This window comes from Candidatus Rhodobacter oscarellae, from assembly GCF_001078595.1.
In the GTDB taxonomy this organism is placed as follows: Bacteria; Pseudomonadota; Alphaproteobacteria; order Rhodobacterales; family Rhodobacteraceae; genus Rhodobacter_B; species Rhodobacter_B oscarellae.
This window is the reverse complement of record NZ_LFTY01000002.1, coordinates 1,263,479-1,280,415: the sequence shown is the minus strand read 5'-3', so window position 1 is coordinate 1,280,415 and position 16,937 is coordinate 1,263,479. Positions and strand designations below refer to the sequence as shown.

Here is a 16,937-nt window from a genome sequence, read left to right as displayed (position 1 = left end):
TTTGAGAACAAATGGGCAACAAACAACAGAGAGCCCGCCCCGATGCTAACCGACCTTAAAGCCACGATCGCCCGCTCCGGCCACACAATGCTGCAAGACCTGGCGGGCGCGGCAACGCTGATCCTCCTGCTCGCAATCGGCCTGCACCTGCCTGTTATTACTTAGGTTTCTGCCTGCGTCCGTATCCCGGTCGGCTCTCTGCGTCCCTGTCCCAATAGACGCAACGTGCCGCTACCTGTCCCTGGCACATCGGGCCTTCCCCAACGCCCATCCCCGCCGACCGGAGCAATTCGACGCCACTACCCGCCGCCTCGTTCCCCCGAGGCGGCGGTTTTTTTGTTAAGGAGCGTGATCCAAATGTGTGCTTCCGCACGCTCTTTTTTTCGGCAAGGCACAAGGTGCCGTCGAACGCACCCGCTGCGGTCTGCGCGGGGTCGGGAATTGTGAATTTCATGCGGGCGGCCGCTAGGCGCAGGCGGATTTCTCGGCCTCGGCCATAGCCTCTGCGGTGGCCTCCAATGACAGCAAGATCGAGGCGTGCCGGTTCCGGAACTCCTTGGCTGGGATCAGCACCTCCAGGCCATCAAAAGGCGCATCCGGCGCCGGGCCATCGGATTTCAACATGGCCTTGAGTTGGTCGCGCGCCGTTTCTACCTCGACCCGGTTGCGCCCGATGATGTTCCCGCCAACGACCGAGGCCGCTGCTTGTCCCAACGCGCAGGCCTTCACATCCTGACCGAATGCCGTGACGCGCCCGTGATTCATGGAAACATCCACGGTGATCGTAGAGCCACAAAGCGGCGAGCGCTTTTTCGCGCTGGCATCCGGCGCCGAAAGACGCTCGGTGAAAGGGATATCGCTGGCGAGTTCCAGAATCCGCCCCGAATATAGCTTGATCAGGTCCGCGTCGCTCATGGCTTCCCTCACCTCGTTGGACCCCCTACATAGGGTGTCCGAGTGATGTTGAAAAGGATAACTGATGGCCTTCGATCCGGCGACACTGAAATTCAATGACCAGGGCCTCGTGCCGGTCATCGCCCAGGCGGAGGGGACCGGCGAAGTCCTAATGCTGGCCTGGATGAATGCGGCGGCTATCACGCGCACGCTTGAGACAGGGCGCGTGACATACTGGTCGCGTTCGCGTCAGGCGTTTTGGGTGAAGGGTGAGAGCAGCGGACACACGCAAGAGCTGGTGGATCTGCGGGTGGATTGCGACCGCGATTGCCTTTTGGCGATCGTGCAACAAACGGGCCCGGCCTGCCACACCAACCGCCGGAGTTGCTTTTACACCTCGGTGACCGGCGAGGAGGAACGCGAGTTAATGGCACCGATGGTGGAATGAGCGTCAAAATTAGAGAAATCTTTGCCGAATCAACGCAACAATCGTTTCAGGGCGGGCACGGCGCCGGGTCAGAGACCGACCATCGACCGGACCTCGTCCGGCGTGGCCCCCTCGGCGCGGTACGTCGCGATGGATCTTGCATCGTCCCGCTTGGCCAACCGCTTGCCCGCGTCGTCCCGGATCAGGCGGTGATGCCAATAGCTGGGCGTTGGCAAGCCCAGCAGGCGCTGCAGCACCAGGTGGATCTGCGTCGCGGGCTGCAGATCTTCACCCCGCACAACCTCAGAGATGCTCTGATCTGCGTCATCCAGCACGGCGCAAAGGTGGTAGCTGCCCAAGAAATCCTTTCGTGACAGCACGATATCTCCGACGCTCTCGCTGAGGTCCGGGGCAGCTTTGGTCATGTCCAACCTTAGCGCCACCTGGTCCGGCATCTCTTCGGGACAAGTTCCGCGGCAGGTGCCGGGATAGATCACACCATCTGGGCCCATCGGCGGCTCGCCTTCGTGGGGCGCGCTAGAGGCGGTCTCAATATCCCGGCGCGAACAGCTGCACGCAAAAAGCTGACCGCGCGACCAAAGCTCTTGCAGGGCATCCCGGTACCGGTCTAACCGGTCCGACTGCCGCATCACCGGCCCGTCCCACGTCAAGCCGAGCCAGGTCAGGTCCTCGTAGATTTGCTGCTCCCAGGCGGGCTTTGATCGCTGCCTGTCGATATCCTCGATCCGCAACAGGAACCGCCCGCCGCGTTCCCGCGCGCGGTCATGCGCCAGGATGGCCGAGTAGGCGTGCCCAAGATGCAGCGGACCGGTCGGCGAGGGCGCGAACCTTGTGACGTAGCTCAAATCTTCTCGAGCACAAAGATCTTTGACATCGGGTTCGATCCAAGGCCGGGCAGATGCGGGCCATATTCCTCGGAGACCAGCCGCGCCTTGTCGGCTTCGGTGTAGCTCTCAAGCTTTTCCATGTACTCGGGATGCTCCAACGCGTGGTCGTTGTAGCTCAGCACAAAGAGCCCGCCCCGGGGCCAGGGCCGCCATCACATCATCAAAGACCGAGACCGGTGCGGCACCAAATCCGATCACGCCGACCGCCGCGATCGCGTCATAGCCCAAGGGCAGGGCGCTGCCGGGTTCGATTTGCGTCAGCGTGCGATAGACGCCCTTGGCCCGCGCGCCCTCCAGCATTTCGCCCGAAGGGTCGATCCCGTCGATCACAGTGAACCCCGCCTCGGCGAAGGCAAGGCCGGACAAGCCAGTGCCGCAACCGAAATCCAGGATCGCGGAGCCCTGGTCCGCCACCGCCGCCGCCAACGCCTTTGCGGCGCGCCCCGGTGTGGCATAGCCCGCGCTTCCCACATCGGCCTCGTATTGATCGGACCATTTGTCATAGAAATCACGCGTCTGGCTCTCGTCCATCGGCGTGTAGACTTTGTTAAGTAAGTTATCTGCCATGCGGCATTGGTAAACCGTCCGTTTAGGCCGCGTCCAGTACTGATTGCGCGAGCCAGGTCGTCCAGGCCTGTTTTGCGCGGTCCGTATAGGCCTTGTAGCGGGCCGGGCGGTTCCTGCGCCCGCCCTTCAGGTCGACGGGCGGGAAGAGCCCGAAATTGACATTCATAGGCTGAAAGGTCTTCGCCTCTGCGCCGCCGGTGATATGGGTCACAAGCGCGCCGGTGGCGGTCTCGGGTGGCGGCGCGTGCAGCGCCCGGCCAAGCATCTGCGACGCCGCAAGCCGCCCTGCCAAAAGACCCATCGCGGCGCTTTCCACATAGCCCTCGACGCCCGTGATCTGCCCGGCAAAACGGATATGCGGCATGGCGCGAAAACGCATCTGCTGGTCCAGGAGCGTCGGAGAGTTCAGAAACGTGTTGCGGTGGATCCCGCCGAGCCGCGCGAATCGCGCCTCCTGCAGGCCGGGAATCGTTTTGAAAACATCCGCCTGCGCGCCGTACTTCATCTTAGTCTGGAAACCCACGATGTTGAACAAGGTGCCCAGCTTGTTGTCGCGGCGCAACTGCACCACGGCGTGGGGCTTGACGTCCGGGGCATGCGGGTTGGTCAGGCCCACCGGCTTCATAGGGCCGTGGCGCAGCGTTTCGCGACCGCGCTCGGCCATCACCTCGATGGGCAGGCAGCCGTCGAAATATTTGGCGGTCTCGCCCTCGTGGAATTCGGTCTTGTCGGCCGCAAGAAGTGCGTCGATGAAGGCCTCGTATTGGTCGCGGTCCATGGGGCAGTTCAGATAGGCGCGGCGCTCGTCCTCGGTCTCGCCTTTGTCATAGCGCGACTGGAACCAGGCCTGGCTCATATCAATGCTCTCGGCATAGACGATGGGCGCGATGGCGTCGAAAAAGGCCAGCGCCTCTGCGCCGGTCTCTGCGGCGATCGCCTGACCCAGAGCGTCTGACGTCAGCGGGCCGGTGGCGATGATCCATTCGCCGTCCTGGGGCAGGGCGGTCAGCTCTTCGGCCACGACTGTCACCAATGGATGGGCTCGCAGGCGGGCCGTTACGGCCTCGGCGAACGGGTCGCGGTCCACGGCCAGCGCGCCCCCGGCGGGCAGGCGATGCGCATCCGCCGTCTCCATGATCAGCCCATCGGCCTGCCGCATCTCCCAATGCAGGAGCCCCACGGCGTTCTGCTCGCTGTCGTCGGAACGGAAGGAGTTAGAGCACACCATCTCGGCAAGATGGCCGGTCTGATGGGCAAAGGTGCCCACATGCGGGCGCATCTCGTGGATCACCACGGGCACGCCCATCTGTGCGGCCTGCCAGGCGGCCTCGGCACCGGCCATGCCGCCGCCAACGATGTGAAGAGGGGGTCTGTCAACGCTCATGCCGCCCAGATAGACGGCATTTGCGCGGCGTGAAATGGTTTTCTTACGGAGTTACAGTAATCTTGAATCCAGTGTCATGCCATGCGCGCGTGGCGCTTTGCGGGTTCCCAGGCATCCTCGAAGAGGTTCTCGGGCTCCCCGGCCGCGTCGCGGGTTGCGTTGGCGCCCTTGCGCCGGGTCTGGCCCGCGGCCGGGATAAAGGTCGCGCCGGTCAAGATCGCGTCCCGCGTCAGGAGCTCGTCCTGCTTGATCGGTCGCGCGCTGCGTTTGGCGACAACGTTCTTAAGATCCTGGCGATTGACGCGGCGCGGGGCAATGCGGCGCGCCCAAAGGGTGAACCGGGTGTTCCCGCCGGGCACTGTGATCGCGATCAGCAACAACGCCCCCATCAGCGCCATGTTCTGCCAGAACACCGACAGCGCCGCGACCGTGGCCGCGTTGCCAAATTGCGAGAAGGCCGACCAGAAGACATAGACCGCCAGCAAAAGAGCCGCCGGTCTGACGCAGAAGCCCACCATCACGGCGAAAGCAGTTATGAACAGATACGCCGTGGTGACGGCCACCGCGGCGTCACGGGGCAGAATCGGATCCAGGAAGGTTCGCGTAGAGGGATCAAACACAAGACCCGTCGCGGATGCCAGGAAGTAGGACGCGATCAAGATCCGAACAATTGACAAAACCGTCCGACTAATCACATCCCCACCGGTGTTGATTTGAGCAGGTCGTGCCGTTTTCATCGTAGTTCCTCCGTGCCAATTTTTGTTGTTGGAAGGATCTAAGAATGGGCGGTGTGGCGCGGCTTGGTTCGAATCGCGTCAGCTTTAAGGCGACAACCCTAAGCGTATATTTTTATTAATATTGGTTAAAAATTCGATGTGAATTTGGCTGCAACTAAAACTGAAATGGCCCCGCATTGTTCAAAATACAGGGCCAATTCCTGAGACACGCCTGGGTTGCGGGCGCGTTAACGAATCACGACGCCTAGGGTTGTTCCGGAGCGATCTCGCTATCCTCTTCGTCGCCCTGATCCGCGATCCAAGCGACCGAAGCCACCCTTTCACCCTTGGCGGTGTTGAACACTTTCACGCCGCCCGCCCCGCGCGACCGGAAGCTGATCCCGTCCACCGGGCACCGGATCGATTGCCCGGTCGAGGTCACCAGCATGATCTGGTCGTCCATATCGACGGGGAAGCTGGCCACAAGCCGCCCGCCGCGCATGGCCCTGTCCATCGCCATCACGCCTTGGCCGCCGCGCCCGCGCACGGGATAATCGTGGCTAGAGCTGATCTTGCCCGCGCCTTCCGAGGTGATCGTAAGGATCAAATCCTCGGTTGCGGACATCTCGGCATAGCGCTCCTGCGTGATCAGGCCTGGCGCGACCTCGTCCTCGTCGGTCTCAGCGTCGTCGGCCAGACCGGCCACGGCACGGCGCTGCTTAAGATAGGCCACGCGCTCTTCAGGCGAGGCGCGGAAGTGGCGGATCACGGACATCGAGACGACCTCGTCATCGCCCTTCAGGTTGATCCCGCGCACGCCCACAGAGGCGCGGCTGTTGAAGACGCGTACCTCAGTTGTGGGGAAGCGGATCGCCCGGCCACCGGAGGTGACCAGCATCACATCGTCGTCTTGCGAGCAGATGCGCGCGTTGATCAGGCGCGTCCCGGCATTCTCGTCCTCGAACTTCATGGCGATCTTGCCGTTGGACTTCACATTCGTGAAGTCTGACAGGCGGTTACGCCGCACAGTGCCCTTGGAGGTCGCGAAGACAATCTGCAGATCGCCCCATTCCTCCTCGGGGACATCCACCGGCATAATCGCTGCGATCGACACGCCCTGCGGGATCGGCAGGATCTGGATGATCGGGCGGCCCTTGGCGGTGCGGCTGCCCTGCGGCAGGCGCCAGGTCTTGAGCTTGTAGGCCATCCCGTCGGTGGTGAAGAACAAAAGCTGCGTATGCGTGTTGGCCACAAAGAGCGTGGTGACCACGTCCTCTTCTTTGGTGGCCATGCCCGACAGGCCCTTACCGCCGCGCGCCTGGCTGCGGAAATCGGCCAGGGGCGTGCGCTTGATATAGCCGCCCTGGGTCACGGTCACGACCATGTCCTCGCGCTCGATCAGGTCCTCGTCATCCATGTCGCCGGACCATTCAACGATCTCAGAGCGGCGCGGCACGGCAAACTGCTCTTTCACCTCTTTCAGCTCATCAGAGATGATCGTCATAATCCGCGAACGCGAGCGCAGAATATCCAAGAAATCCTTGATCTTAGCCGCAAGCTCTTCAAGCTCGTCAGTGATCGTCTTGACACCCAGCTGCGTCAGGCGCTGCAATTGCAGGTCCAGAATGGCGCGGGCCTGGATCTCGGACAGGTAATAGGTCCCGTCGTCATTGACCGTATGGCTCGGGTCGTCGATCAGCCGGATATAAGGCGCGATGTCATGAGCGGGCCAGCGCCGCTCCATCAGCTTTTTGCGCGCCTCGGCGGGGGTGGCAGAGGCCCGGATCGTGGCCACGACCTCGTCCACATTGGACACCGCCACAGCCAGACCGCATAGCACATGCGAGCGCTCGCGCGCCTTGCGCAGCTCAAACGCCGTGCGGCGCGCGACAACTTCCTCGCGGAACTGGATGAAATAGCTCAGGAAATCCCGGAGCGTCAGCTGCTCCGGGCGGCCACCATTCAGCGCCAGCATGTTGCAGCCGAAGGAGGTCTGCATCTGGGTGAAGCGGAAGAGCTGATTGAGCACGACCTCGGCCGTGGCATCGCGCTTTAGCTCGACAACGACGCGCACACCGACGCGGTCGCTTTCGTCCTGAACATGGGCGATGCCTTCAAGCTTTTTGTCCTTGGCCAGCTCCGCGATCTGCTCGACCAGGCGGGCCTTGTTTACCTGATAGGGGATCTCGTCCAGCACGATGGCGTAGCGGTCCTTGCGGATCTCCTCGATGCGGGTCTTGGCGCGCACGATCACGCTGCCGCGGCCCTCGGAATAGGCTTTGCGGGCGCCGGAGCGGCCCAGGATGATCCCGCCGGTGGGGAAATCCGGGGCGGGCACGTATTCCATCAGCTCCAGGCTATCGAGATCGGGGTTCTCGATCAGCGCCAGCGTGGCGTCCACGACCTCGCCCAGGTTATGCGGCGGGATATTGGTCGCCATGCCCACGGCGATGCCGCCGGCGCCATTGACCAGCATGTTGGGGAAGCGGGCGGGCAGGACCGTTGGTTCCTGGTCCTTGCCGTCGTAATTGTCTTGGAAATCAACGGTTTCTTTGTCGATATCGGACAGCAGGAAAGCCGCGGGCTTGTCCATGCGCACCTCGGTGTAACGCATGGCCGCCGGGTTATCGCCGTCCATCGAGCCGAAGTTGCCCTGGCCGTCCAGCAGGGGCAGCGACATCGAGAAATCCTGCGCCATCCGCACCAGCGCGTCATAGATCGCCTGGTCGCCATGGGGGTGGTACTTACCCATGACGTCGCCCACCGGGCGGGCCGATTTGCGATAGGCCTTGTCGTGGCTATTGCCGGTCTCGTTCATCGCAAAAAGAATGCGGCGATGCACCGGTTTTAGGCCGTCCCGGAGGTCCGGGATCGCACGGCTGACGATAACCGACATGGCATAGTCGAGATAGCTCGACTTCATCTCGTCAGAGATCGAGATCTGCTCACCATCATAGGCCGGGCGTTCCGGCGTGTTTTCGTCATCGTTTTCAGGAGGTTCTGGCGTGTCGCTCACGTGGCGGTCCGTACTCGTTTTGGGCCTGCATTGTTGTTGCGAGCCTTATACAGCACGCAAGATATGGTGTCTAGCGAAGCCGGGCGATGTTTGGGTGTTTCGGTGGCCCAGAAAGGCCGCGCGGTGGCGCTCGGCGGGGACGTTGCGCGCGGCATGCGTTACCCGGTGGTAAACGGTGCGGGCGGTGGAATCGCGACGGGTTGGCGATTGCGTGGGGTAACGGCCTATTTTGTTGGGAAATTCGCGGTCGGCAAAGCGTCGGCAAAACGTCGGCCTTGCGTATGGCACCTTGTATGGCAACTGGTGGGGTTAACACACCGCGCGGTGGTGATGGCGTCGCGGTTTTTCCCAGGAGCGGTGCGTGAGGCCACGTATCCGGTGTTTGCATTGCATGGAGGGCGCGCGTGATCACGGTGGGCAAATTGCCCACCCTACAGATCGCACAAAAACCCTTGAGAGCGTGGTGGGCAGATTGCCCACCCTACGGGATGATGCGGGTGTATTTTGTGCCCTTTAGCGTGGCGCCGGCCTGTAGGCCGGCCTGACCAAAGATCAGCGCGATCACCGGCGACAGGGCGGTCACGGTGTCGGCCGAAAGGTTCTCGCCATTCTCGTTCAGCACGAACTCGGCATCGGCGCCCGCGGACCAGCCCGGCGAGGAGCGGAAATCGCTCAACGCGTCTTGGGTCATGAAGAACAGCACATGGCTGAACTGCTGCGCGCCGATTTGCAGCCCGAAGGACCCCGAGGCCTGGGAATAGTAGTCCACCGTGACCCCGCCCACGCGCAGCGCACCGCGCCCGTAGGAGGCGCCCACGCCGAAGCCGGCCTTTGTGACCAGCGGCATCACCAGCTTGCCCACTGCCTTGTTGTCCAGCTCAACGGTGTTTGGGTATTTGTTGAACAGAAAGTTCAAAGTCGACTCCACGCGCGCCTCGATCGTCTGAGCGCCACGGGAGTTCACGCCATTGCCACAGGCCGCGGTCATCAGCGTCGCCGCGCCTGCGCCCACCATGAAAGTGCGACGGGGAAGTTTGTCCATGAGTGTCTGCCTTGTCTTGCCGGTTGCCTCGGTCTAGCGATTTTCTGCCAGTTGCGCCCTTTATAGAGTGTGTAACCTGGGTTGTCACCACAGCATGTATGCTTTGGAAGATTGTTGCCGACGATTGCCGCCGCAACCGGCGCAGGGTTTCCGGGCGGTCCCCGCTTAGAATGCCAATGGAGACGTCGCTATGGCAGGGCGATTGCCTCAGCCCCCTTGGGCTTGCAGCAGGCGGGCAACCTGCGGCGCGAAGTAGGTCAGGATGCCGTCGCAGCCCGCGCGCTTGAACGCCAAGAGGCTCTCTAGCATGACCTTCTCGCCGTCCAGCCAGCCGTTCTGCGCCGCGGCCTGCAGCATCGCGTACTCGCCCGAGACCTGATAGGCGAAGGTCGGCACGCCAAAGCTGTCCTTAACCCGGCGGCAAATGTCGAGATAGGGCATGCCGGGCTTGACCATCACCATATCGGCGCCCTCGGCGAGGTCGCGGGCGACCAGCCGCAGCGCCTCGTCCGAGTTGCCCGGATCCATCTGATAGCTGTTCTTGTCGCCCTTGAGCGCGCCAGAGGCGCCCACCGCGTCGCGGAACGGCCCGTAAAAGGCGCTGGCATATTTGGCGGCATAGCTCAGGATCGTGACGTTCTGGTGCCCGGCGGCCTCGAGCGCCTTCCGGATCGCGCCGATGCGCCCGTCCATCATGTCGGAAGGGCCCAGGATGTCGGCGCCCGCCTCCGCCTGCGCCAGCGCCATCTTCACCAAAGCCTCGACGGTTGCGTCATTCACGATCTCGTCGCCGACAACGAACCCGTCATGGCCGTGGATGTTATAGGGGTCCAGCGCGATATCCGTCATCACGGCCACCTCTGGCACCGCCGCCTTGATGGCGCGGATCGCGCGGTTGGACAAGTTGTCCGGGTCCCAGGCCATGGCGCAATCCTGGGTGCGGTGCTCCATCGCCGTGTAGGGGAACAGGCAGACCGCCGGGATGCCCAGGCGGGCGGCCTGCTCTGCGGCGCGCACGGCGCGGTCCACCGAAAGCCGGCTGACGCCCGGCATCGAGGCAATCGGCTCTTCCACGTTATCGCCATCGCGCACGAAGATCGGCCAGATCAGGTCATCGGCCGTCAGGATGCTTTCGCGCATCAGGCGGCGCAGCGCGGGCTGCGACCGCATGCGGCGAAAGCGCGTTTCGGGGAACGGGGCAGGGGTCATCGGCGTCATTTGGGCTCTCTTCAGCGCGTGATCCGCATTTTGCAGGGAAAAGCCACCACCTCAACCCTAGGAATCGCCGCAGACAGGCGGTATGTCTCCCCAAACAATAATGCAGGCGCCCGAGTTGACCTGGTACGACACCGTTTTCGAGCTCATAGACATGCGGTCCTTCTCGAACCTCTGGTTCTGGATCGCGCTGGCCGTTGTCTGGTCCACCGCAAGCCATTGGGTGCTTGGCGTGCCCTTCGATATGGTGGGCCGCGCGGCGCGCAATGGCGGGCAGGCGGCGCAGGATCTCGAGGACATCGTCCGGATCAACTGCAACCGGCTGCTTTATGTGGCGCGGGTCTCGGGGCTTTGGATGGTGGGGATCGTGTTCGCCGCGCTGACGGCGCTAGCGTTGCTGGGGTTCCTCTACTTCTTGGAGTTCGCGCAGGCGGTGTTCCTGCTGGCCTTCCCGCTCTCATTTGTGGGCGCGTTGAGCCTTGCCACCGCGAATAAGATTGTCAGCCTGGGGCTCTCGGGGGAGGCGCTTTATGCGCAGATGAAGCGGCACCGGCTTTACATCCAGTTTATCGGCATATTCTCGATTTTCGTGACAACCCTGTGGGGGATGTATCAGAATTCCACGGTCGGGGCGTTGGGCGGGTGATCTGAGCCGTGCCGGGTGCTCCAGATCGTCGCAGGGGCGGATGCGTTAACCGAATCTTAGGCCAAAATTGGCGACAAACATAATCGAGGGTGGGCGGCGCCTTGGGCACGGTTCCCCACCACCACCCTTTGATTCTGCCTGAGTCGCTCTAACATCTCATGAACATCCGCCGCGCGTAATCAGCGCAGCCCGCGCGGCGATGCACCGCGCAGAGTTGACACCGCCCCAAACCGCTGTAGGTGAAGCGCGCCATGCCAAGCCAAACCCATATCTCCGTCGGCGGCGCGCCCGAGGGTTTCGACGCCCAGCTGGTGCTGCGCGAGGTGTCGAGCACTGGCGGCGCGGTGGTGCATGTGGCGCGCGACGACAAGCGCCTGGCCGCGATGCAGGCCGCGCTTGCGTTCTTCGCCCCGGACGTGCCGGTCTTGGTCTTCCCGGGCTGGGATTGCCTGCCCTATGACCGGATCTCGCCCAACGCGGACATCTCGGCGGCCCGCATGGCCACTCTGGCGACTCTGGCCGCGGGGCTGGACGGGCCGTTCATCGTTCTGACCACGCTGAATGCCGCCACCCAGCGCGTCCCGGCCCGCACGCTGCTGCGTGAGGCGGCCTTTGTGGCCCGGGTCGACCACCGGATCGACGAGAAGGGCCTGCGCGGTTTCCTGACCCGCATGGGCTTTACCCAGGCGCCCACGGTGATGGAGCCCGGCGACTACGCGGTCCGCGGCGGCATTATCGACATCTACCCGCCGGGCGAGGGCGGGCCGGTGCGCCTGGATCTCTTCGGCGACGTGCTGGACGGCGCGCGGCGTTTTGACCCGGTCAGCCAGCGCACCACCGAGCAGCTTGAGCTGGTCGAGCTTGCCCCGGTCAGCGAGGTGATCCTGGACGAGGCCGCGATCCGGCGCTTTCGGCAGAACTACCGCATCGAGTTCGGGGCGGCGGGCACGGATGACCCGCTTTACGAGGCGGTTAGCGCGGGCCGCAAGCACGCGGGTGTCGAGCATTGGCTGCCTTTCTTCCATGAAGAGCTGGAAACGCTCTTTGACTACCTGCCCGGCGCGTCGGTATGCCTGGACGACCAGATGACGCCGGCGCGGCTCAGCCGCTGGGACGGCATCACCGACCAATATGAGACGCGCCAGCACGCGCTGACCCAGAAGAACCGCCTGGACACGGTATACAAGCCCTGTCCGCCCGATCTGCTTTATCTCGACGATGCGGCCTGGGAGGGCGCTCTGGACGGGCGGCGATCCTTGCAGTTTCATCCGCTGGCCCAGGCCTCGGGGCCTGGCGTGATCGACGCGGGCGGGCGCATCGGGCGCAACTTCTCGCCCGAGCGGCAACAGGAAAACATCAGCCTTTTCGGTGCAGTCGCCGATCATGTTCAGGAGCGCGCGCAAGAGGGCGCCGTGGTGCTGGCCGCCTATTCCGAGGGCGCCGCCGAGCGGTTGGGCCACCTGCTGGAGGATCACGACATCCAGGGCGCGGCCACGGTGCGCCGCCACGCCGACCTTGGCAAGCACGAGATCGCCCTGGCCATCTGGCCCATCGAGGCGGGGTTCGAGACCCCCGAGCTGACCGTGATCGCCGAGCAGGACATCCTGGGCGACCGCCTGATCCGCGCACCCAAGAAGAAGCGCCGGGCCGAGAACTTCCTGACCGAGACGCAGAGCCTCAGCCCCGGTGACCTGATCGTGCATGTCGACCACGGGGTCGGCAAGTATAACGGGCTGGAGGTGATCGAGGCGCTGGGTGCTCCGCATGAGTGCATCGCGCTGGAATATGGCGGTGGCGACCGGCTGTTCCTGCCGGTGGAAAACATCGAGCTGCTCAGCCGGTATGGCCACGAAGAAGGCTTGCTCGACCGGCTTGGCGGCGGTGCATGGCAGGCCAAGAAGGCCAAGCTTAAGGAGCGCATCCGCGAGATGGCCGACCGGCTGATCCGGGTGGCCGCCGAGCGTCAGCTGCGTCGCGCGCCGATCATGGAGCCGCCCACCGGCATGTGGGACGCCTTCGCCGCGCGCTTCCCCTATCAAGAGACCGACGACCAGCTGCGCGCGATCTCGGAGACAATCGAGGACCTGTCCGGCGGCATGCCGATGGACCGGCTGATCTGCGGCGATGTGGGTTTCGGCAAGACGGAGGTCGCGATGCGCGCGGCCTTCGTGGCGGCGCTCAGCGGCAAGCAGGTGGCCGTGATCGCCCCCACCACGCTGCTGGCGCGGCAGCACTATAAGAGCTTTGCCGAGCGCTTCCGCGGCTTTCCCATCGAGGTGCGCCAGTTGTCGCGCTTCGTGTCCACCAAAGAGGCCGAGGAGACCCGCAACGCCGCCTCGCGCGGCACGGCGGATATCGTTATCGGCACCCATGCCTTGCTGGCCAAGAACGTGCGGTTCAAGGATCTGGGCCTGCTGGTCATTGACGAGGAGCAGAAATTCGGCGTCACCCATAAGGAACGCCTGAAGGAGCTGCGCAGCGACATCCACGTGCTGACCCTGACCGCCACGCCGATCCCGCGCACGCTGCAGCTGAGCCTGACCGGCGTGCGGGACCTGTCGATCATCGGCACCCCGCCGGTGGACCGGCTGGCGATCCGCACCTATGTCTCGGAGTTCGACGCGGTGACCATCCGCGAGGCGCTGCTGCGCGAGCATTACCGCGGCGGGCAGTCCTTTTATGTGGTGCCGCGCCTCTCGGATCTGCCGGAGATCGAGGAGTTCCTTAAGACGCAATTGCCCGAGCTGACCTATGTGGTGGCGCATGGGCAGATGGCGGCGGGGCAGCTCGATGACCGGATGAACGCCTTCTATGACGGCAAATATGACGTGCTGCTGGCGACCACGATTGTGGAAAGCGGGCTGGACATCCCCACGGCGAACACGATGGTGGTGCACCGCGCGGATATGTTCGGGCTGGCGCAGCTCTATCAGATCCGGGGGCGGGTGGGGCGTTCGAAGACGCGCGCCTACGCCTATCTGACGACCAAGCCGCGCACGCGCCTGACCACGACCGCCGAGAAGCGGCTGCGGGTGCTGGGCTCGCTCGACAGCCTGGGCGCGGGGTTCACCCTGGCCAGCCAGGACCTGGACATCCGCGGCGCGGGCAACCTTCTGGGCGAGGAGCAGTCGGGCAATATCCAAGAGGTCGGCTATGAGCTATATCAGTCCATGCTGGAGGAGGCGATTGCCAAGATCCGGTCCGGCGAGATGGAGGGGCTGACCGATACGGACACGCAATGGGCGCCGCAGATCAACCTGGGCGTTCCTGTATTAATTCCAGAGGATTACGTGCCCGATCTTGATGTGCGTCTGGGGCTCTACCGGCGCCTCAGCGACCTGAAGACCAAGGTCGAGCTAGAGGGTTTCGCCGCCGAGCTGATCGACCGCTTCGGCAAGCTGCCCAAAGAGGTCAACATGCTGCTGCTGATCGTGCGCATCAAGGACAAGTGCAAACAGGCCGGCATCGCCAAGCTCGACGGCGGCCCGCGGGGCGCCACGATCCAGTTCCACAACGACAAGTTCGCCAACCCGGCGGGACTGGTGGAGTTCATCAACGCGCAGGACGGGCTGGCCAAGGTGCGCGAGAATAAGATCGTGGTGCGGCGCGACTGGAAGAAGACCTCTGATAAGATCAAGGGCGCTTTTGCCATCGCGCAGGACCTGGCGAAGCACGCGAAATCGGCCTGACCGGTTGGTTCTGGGTGGGGGAAAACTCTGACTTCAGAGTTTTGCAATTTCCTTGGAGAGACCTCAGCGAAACGGTTGGATTTTCTCTGACTGCTTTTGCGTGTGGATTGATGTCCGCGGATGGGTGTTTTGGGGATGATTGGGCCGGGTTGCGTCCGCTGCCTCCCCTTTTTGGAGGGGCGTCACCTTGGTTGGGCGGCGATTGGTGGGGTTGTGGCGGTTGCGACTGAGGGTCAGCCGTATAGCCTCCTGAACCGCGCCCCTTTATGCAGGTTCCATCCGATGGCGGCGAGCGTCGTGACGGTCATCATCTTCGCCTCTCCCAAGAACCGGGTCCTGCGCAGGCCCCAGTGCCTCTTCCAGTGGCCGAAGATCGCTTCGACCCGACCGCGGGTCACGCCGATCTCGACATTGCGCGCCTTGTTCTCGTCGGAAAGCGGATGCCCCCGCGCGCCGCGGCGCTGCACCCGGTCGGCCATGCCCCTGCGCGCCAGCAGGGCCCGCGTGCGCGGCCCGATATAGGCCGCGTCGGCATAGAGCGCGCTTTCGTCGCCGGCCACCAGGGCCTCCAGGCTGTCCACCTCCGCGCGGTTGCCGGCGCTCACCGCGACCCGCCGTATGTACCCGTCCTCGTCGCAGTTGACAAAGGCCTGCCAGCCCCAGACCGCCTGCTTGCGGCCCTTCACCGTGACCTTCACGGCCGAGCCCGCGCCTGGATCCCGCTTGCGCAGCCCGCTCCGCGCCGCCTCCACCACGGTCGCATCGACGATGGCCACGCGCCCCTCCGCGAGCACCACGCGGGCCGCTTCGAGCTGCGCCACGACCTCCGCCACAACCGCCTCCAGCCGGTCCCTCAGCCGCGCCCGGAACCGGCCCAACGTGCTCGCCTGCGGCACGCCCTGGTCCAGCTCCAAGCGGCAGAACTTGCGGAACAGAAGGTCGCGGGCCAGCTGCGCCTCCAGCTTCACGTCCGAAAGGTCGTACCACAGGCCAAGCAGCAGCGCCCGAAACAGGGTCTGCGCCGGATAGCCCGGCCTGCCGGTCCGCGCCCGGTCTTAGCCGCGCGGCAGGAGCGCCTCGATCCGCGACCAGTCGAGCAGCTCCTCGACCCCGTCCAACGCGCTCATCGCGGGGTGATCAAACAGCTCCTGCGGAGCAAACAAGGCGGGCTGGGTCGTGAAGCTTTGTCTCATGCCGCACGATAGCAATCATTAACCGGCGCGGGAATCCCAAGAGTTTCGCTGAGGTCTCTTGGAAGGAAATTGTCGCACTAATCCTCGATCGAGCGCATCAACAGGACCGCTCCGGTGGCCGCCATGCAGACCGTCAGCACCTGCACCCACGGCGTGCCGTCAAAGAACATCCCCGCCAACGTCGCCAAGACCCCCGCGATCACCGTGCCCACCGCGGCGATGATCGAGTTCGCCAGCCCCGCCATATGCCCCAGCGGCTCGACGCCCAACGCGTTCAGATTGCCCAATGAGAGACCGCCTCCGACCATGAACACGGTCAAAACCCAAATCCAATAGGCGTAGAAATAGGCGAGCTCGGAGAGAACCCCGCTTAGGATCACCAGCAGCATCACCGCCGAGAACCCGATCTGCGCGCCGTTGGCCGCCAGGGTGACCCGCCGCATCCCCAGCACCGGCACCACCCGCGAGTTCAGCAATGCCCCGGAGGCCGATATCACCGACATCAGCGCGAACCACCACGGGAAGCTCGCCGCGCGGTCAAAGGTCGCGTCGAACACCTGCTGCACCGTCGAGATTATGAAGAAGATCATGTAGTAGGACAGCGACATCGTCAGAAGCACCACCACCACCCGGCGATGGTCAAAGACCTCTTTTATGCCGCCCCAGATCACCGAGACGCGCAGCGGGCGGCGGTCCTCCACCCGAAGCGTCTCGGGTTGCCGCGCGCCAAGCCAGAGGCTCATCATCGCCGCAAAGATCACGAAGGCCACAAAGATCCCACGCCAGCCGAACCCCGCCGCGATGAAGCTGCCGATAAGCGGCGCCACCGCTGGCACCATGGTGAAGACCATCATCGCCAGTGACAGGATCCGCGCCATGTCGCGCCCCGAGTAAAGGTCGCGCACCAGCGCCAGAGCCGCGATGCGCGGCCCCGCCGAGCCCAGGCCCTGGATGAACCGCGCCACCAGGATCGCCTCGATGGATTGCGCGAAATAGGCCCAGGCGGCGGCCAGCGAATAAATCACCGCGCCGCCAATGATCGTGCGCTTGCGCCCAATCGCGTCGGCCATGGGGCCGCTAAAGAGCGTCCCGATCCCCATCCCGAACACGAAGCTGATGATCATCAACTGCGCCCGATTGGGATCGCTGGGCGTCAGCTCGGCCGCGATCTCGCCCATCATTGGCAGCATCGAATCCACAGAGAAGGCGATCGTTGCGAACATCATCGCGCAGAGGGCCA

At 63.9% G+C, this 16,937-nt stretch carries 15 protein-coding genes and 1 pseudogene; 4 read left to right on the top strand and 12 right to left on the bottom strand.

Annotated features, from left to right (window positions below; translation table 11 throughout):
• The first annotated feature begins 42 nt into the window (after positions 1 to 42).
• A complete protein-coding gene (locus tag AIOL_RS26135; RefSeq protein ID WP_268760201.1) occupies positions 43 to 165 on the top strand; it encodes a hypothetical protein in 123 nt (40 codons plus the stop codon).
• Between the two features lie 300 nt (positions 166 to 465).
• Here AIOL_RS26135 and AIOL_RS11065 read toward each other — a convergent pair whose 3' ends face one another.
• Positions 466 to 915: an iron-sulfur cluster assembly scaffold protein gene (locus tag AIOL_RS11065; protein ID WP_049643026.1), complete on the bottom strand. Its 450-nt coding sequence runs from the start codon at positions 913 to 915 to the stop codon at positions 466 to 468.
• Between the two features lie 64 nt (positions 916 to 979).
• Between AIOL_RS11065 and hisI the strand changes: the two genes are divergently transcribed.
• On the top strand, positions 980 to 1,342 hold the full coding sequence (hisI, locus tag AIOL_RS11060; RefSeq protein WP_049643025.1) for a phosphoribosyl-AMP cyclohydrolase: 363 nt from the start codon (positions 980 to 982) through the stop codon (positions 1,340 to 1,342).
• Between the two features lie 68 nt (positions 1,343 to 1,410).
• On the opposite strand, the gene gluQRS is transcribed toward hisI, so the two are convergent.
• The 8 genes from gluQRS to hemB form a co-directional block, all read right to left on the bottom strand.
• Entirely contained in the window at positions 1,411 to 2,187 is a 777-nt protein-coding gene (gene gluQRS, locus AIOL_RS11055) for a tRNA glutamyl-Q(34) synthetase GluQRS (RefSeq protein WP_049643024.1), read from the bottom strand.
• A complete protein-coding gene (locus tag AIOL_RS26130) occupies positions 2,184 to 2,309 on the bottom strand; it encodes a hypothetical protein (RefSeq protein WP_268760200.1) in 126 nt (41 codons plus the stop codon). Before AIOL_RS26130 ends, gluQRS begins: the two co-directional genes overlap by 4 nt.
• Complete coding sequence (locus AIOL_RS11050; protein ID WP_235438983.1) at positions 2,296 to 2,796, bottom strand: class I SAM-dependent DNA methyltransferase; 501 nt, start codon at positions 2,794 to 2,796, stop codon at positions 2,296 to 2,298. Before AIOL_RS11050 ends, AIOL_RS26130 begins: the two co-directional genes overlap by 14 nt.
• Positions 2,797 to 2,818: 22 nt before the next feature.
• Entirely contained in the window at positions 2,819 to 4,189 is a 1,371-nt protein-coding gene (trmFO, locus tag AIOL_RS11045; protein WP_268760230.1) for a methylenetetrahydrofolate--tRNA-(uracil(54)-C(5))-methyltransferase (FADH(2)-oxidizing) TrmFO, read from the bottom strand.
• A 65-nt stretch (positions 4,190 to 4,254) separates the two neighbouring features.
• The gene (locus AIOL_RS11040) at positions 4,255 to 4,857 is read right to left on the bottom strand and encodes a DoxX family protein (protein ID WP_049643022.1); all 603 of its coding nucleotides are present in this window, start codon (positions 4,855 to 4,857) and stop codon (positions 4,255 to 4,257) included.
• Positions 4,858 to 5,161: 304 nt separating this feature from the next.
• Positions 5,162 to 7,912 carry a DNA gyrase subunit A gene (gyrA, locus tag AIOL_RS11035; protein ID WP_049643021.1) on the bottom strand — a complete coding sequence of 917 codons (2,751 nt, stop codon included), beginning with the start codon at positions 7,910 to 7,912 and terminating at the stop codon, positions 5,162 to 5,164.
• Positions 7,913 to 8,393: 481 nt separating this feature from the next.
• Positions 8,394 to 8,954: a lipid-binding SYLF domain-containing protein gene (locus tag AIOL_RS11030; protein ID WP_049643020.1), complete on the bottom strand. Its 561-nt coding sequence runs from the start codon at positions 8,952 to 8,954 to the stop codon at positions 8,394 to 8,396.
• A gap of 207 nt (positions 8,955 to 9,161) precedes the next feature.
• Entirely contained in the window at positions 9,162 to 10,172 is a 1,011-nt protein-coding gene (gene hemB, locus AIOL_RS11025; protein ID WP_049643019.1) for a porphobilinogen synthase, read from the bottom strand.
• 115 nt (positions 10,173 to 10,287) lie between these two features.
• Between hemB and AIOL_RS11020 the strand changes: the two genes are divergently transcribed.
• Entirely contained in the window at positions 10,288 to 10,815 is a 528-nt protein-coding gene (locus tag AIOL_RS11020) for a hypothetical protein (RefSeq protein WP_049645398.1), read from the top strand.
• Positions 10,816 to 11,066: 251 nt separating this feature from the next.
• Positions 11,067 to 14,504 carry a transcription-repair coupling factor gene (gene mfd / locus AIOL_RS11015; RefSeq protein WP_049645397.1) on the top strand — a complete coding sequence of 1,146 codons (3,438 nt, stop codon included), beginning with the start codon at positions 11,067 to 11,069 and terminating at the stop codon, positions 14,502 to 14,504.
• Between the two features lie 233 nt (positions 14,505 to 14,737).
• Here mfd and AIOL_RS11010 read toward each other — a convergent pair.
• The 3 genes and pseudogenes from AIOL_RS11010 to AIOL_RS11005 form a co-directional block, all read right to left on the bottom strand.
• A pseudogene (locus AIOL_RS11010) lies at positions 14,738 to 15,541 on the bottom strand (IS5 family transposase); the annotation flags it as partial.
• Positions 15,542 to 15,559: 18 nt separating this feature from the next.
• Complete coding sequence (locus AIOL_RS25500) at positions 15,560 to 15,697, bottom strand: hypothetical protein (protein WP_160314467.1); 138 nt, start codon at positions 15,695 to 15,697, stop codon at positions 15,560 to 15,562.
• A 77-nt stretch (positions 15,698 to 15,774) separates the two neighbouring features.
• Positions 15,775 to 16,920, bottom strand: a complete 1,146-nt coding sequence (locus tag AIOL_RS11005; protein WP_235438981.1) for an MFS transporter — start codon at positions 16,918 to 16,920, stop codon at positions 15,775 to 15,777.
• Positions 16,921 to 16,937 lie beyond the last annotated feature (17 nt).

What these genes read in the sequence shown, in the direction of transcription:
- AIOL_RS11030 (WP_049643020.1), bottom strand. Translation starts at nt 8,954, where the DNA reads ATGGACAAACTTCCCCGTCGCACTTTCATGGTGGGCGCAGGCGCGGCG.
- AIOL_RS26130 (WP_268760200.1), bottom strand. Translation starts at nt 2,309, where the DNA reads ATGGAAAAGCTTGAGAGCTACACCGAAGCCGACAAGGCGCGGCTGGTC.
- AIOL_RS25500 (WP_160314467.1), bottom strand. Translation starts at nt 15,697, where the DNA reads ATGAGACAAAGCTTCACGACCCAGCCCGCCTTGTTTGCTCCGCAGGAG.
- AIOL_RS11065 (WP_049643026.1), bottom strand. Translation starts at nt 915, where the DNA reads ATGAGCGACGCGGACCTGATCAAGCTATATTCGGGGCGGATTCTGGAA.
- mfd (WP_049645397.1), top strand. Translation starts at nt 11,067, where the DNA reads ATGCCAAGCCAAACCCATATCTCCGTCGGCGGCGCGCCCGAGGGTTTC.
- hisI (WP_049643025.1), top strand. Translation starts at nt 980, where the DNA reads ATGGCCTTCGATCCGGCGACACTGAAATTCAATGACCAGGGCCTCGTG.
- hemB (WP_049643019.1), bottom strand. Translation starts at nt 10,172, where the DNA reads ATGACGCCGATGACCCCTGCCCCGTTCCCCGAAACGCGCTTTCGCCGC.
- AIOL_RS11005 (WP_235438981.1), bottom strand. Translation starts at nt 16,920, where the DNA reads ATGTTCGCAACGATCGCCTTCTCTGTGGATTCGATGCTGCCAATGATG.
- AIOL_RS26135 (WP_268760201.1), top strand. Translation starts at nt 43, where the DNA reads ATGCTAACCGACCTTAAAGCCACGATCGCCCGCTCCGGCCACACAATG.
- AIOL_RS11050 (WP_235438983.1), bottom strand. Translation starts at nt 2,796, where the DNA reads ATGGCAGATAACTTACTTAACAAAGTCTACACGCCGATGGACGAGAGC.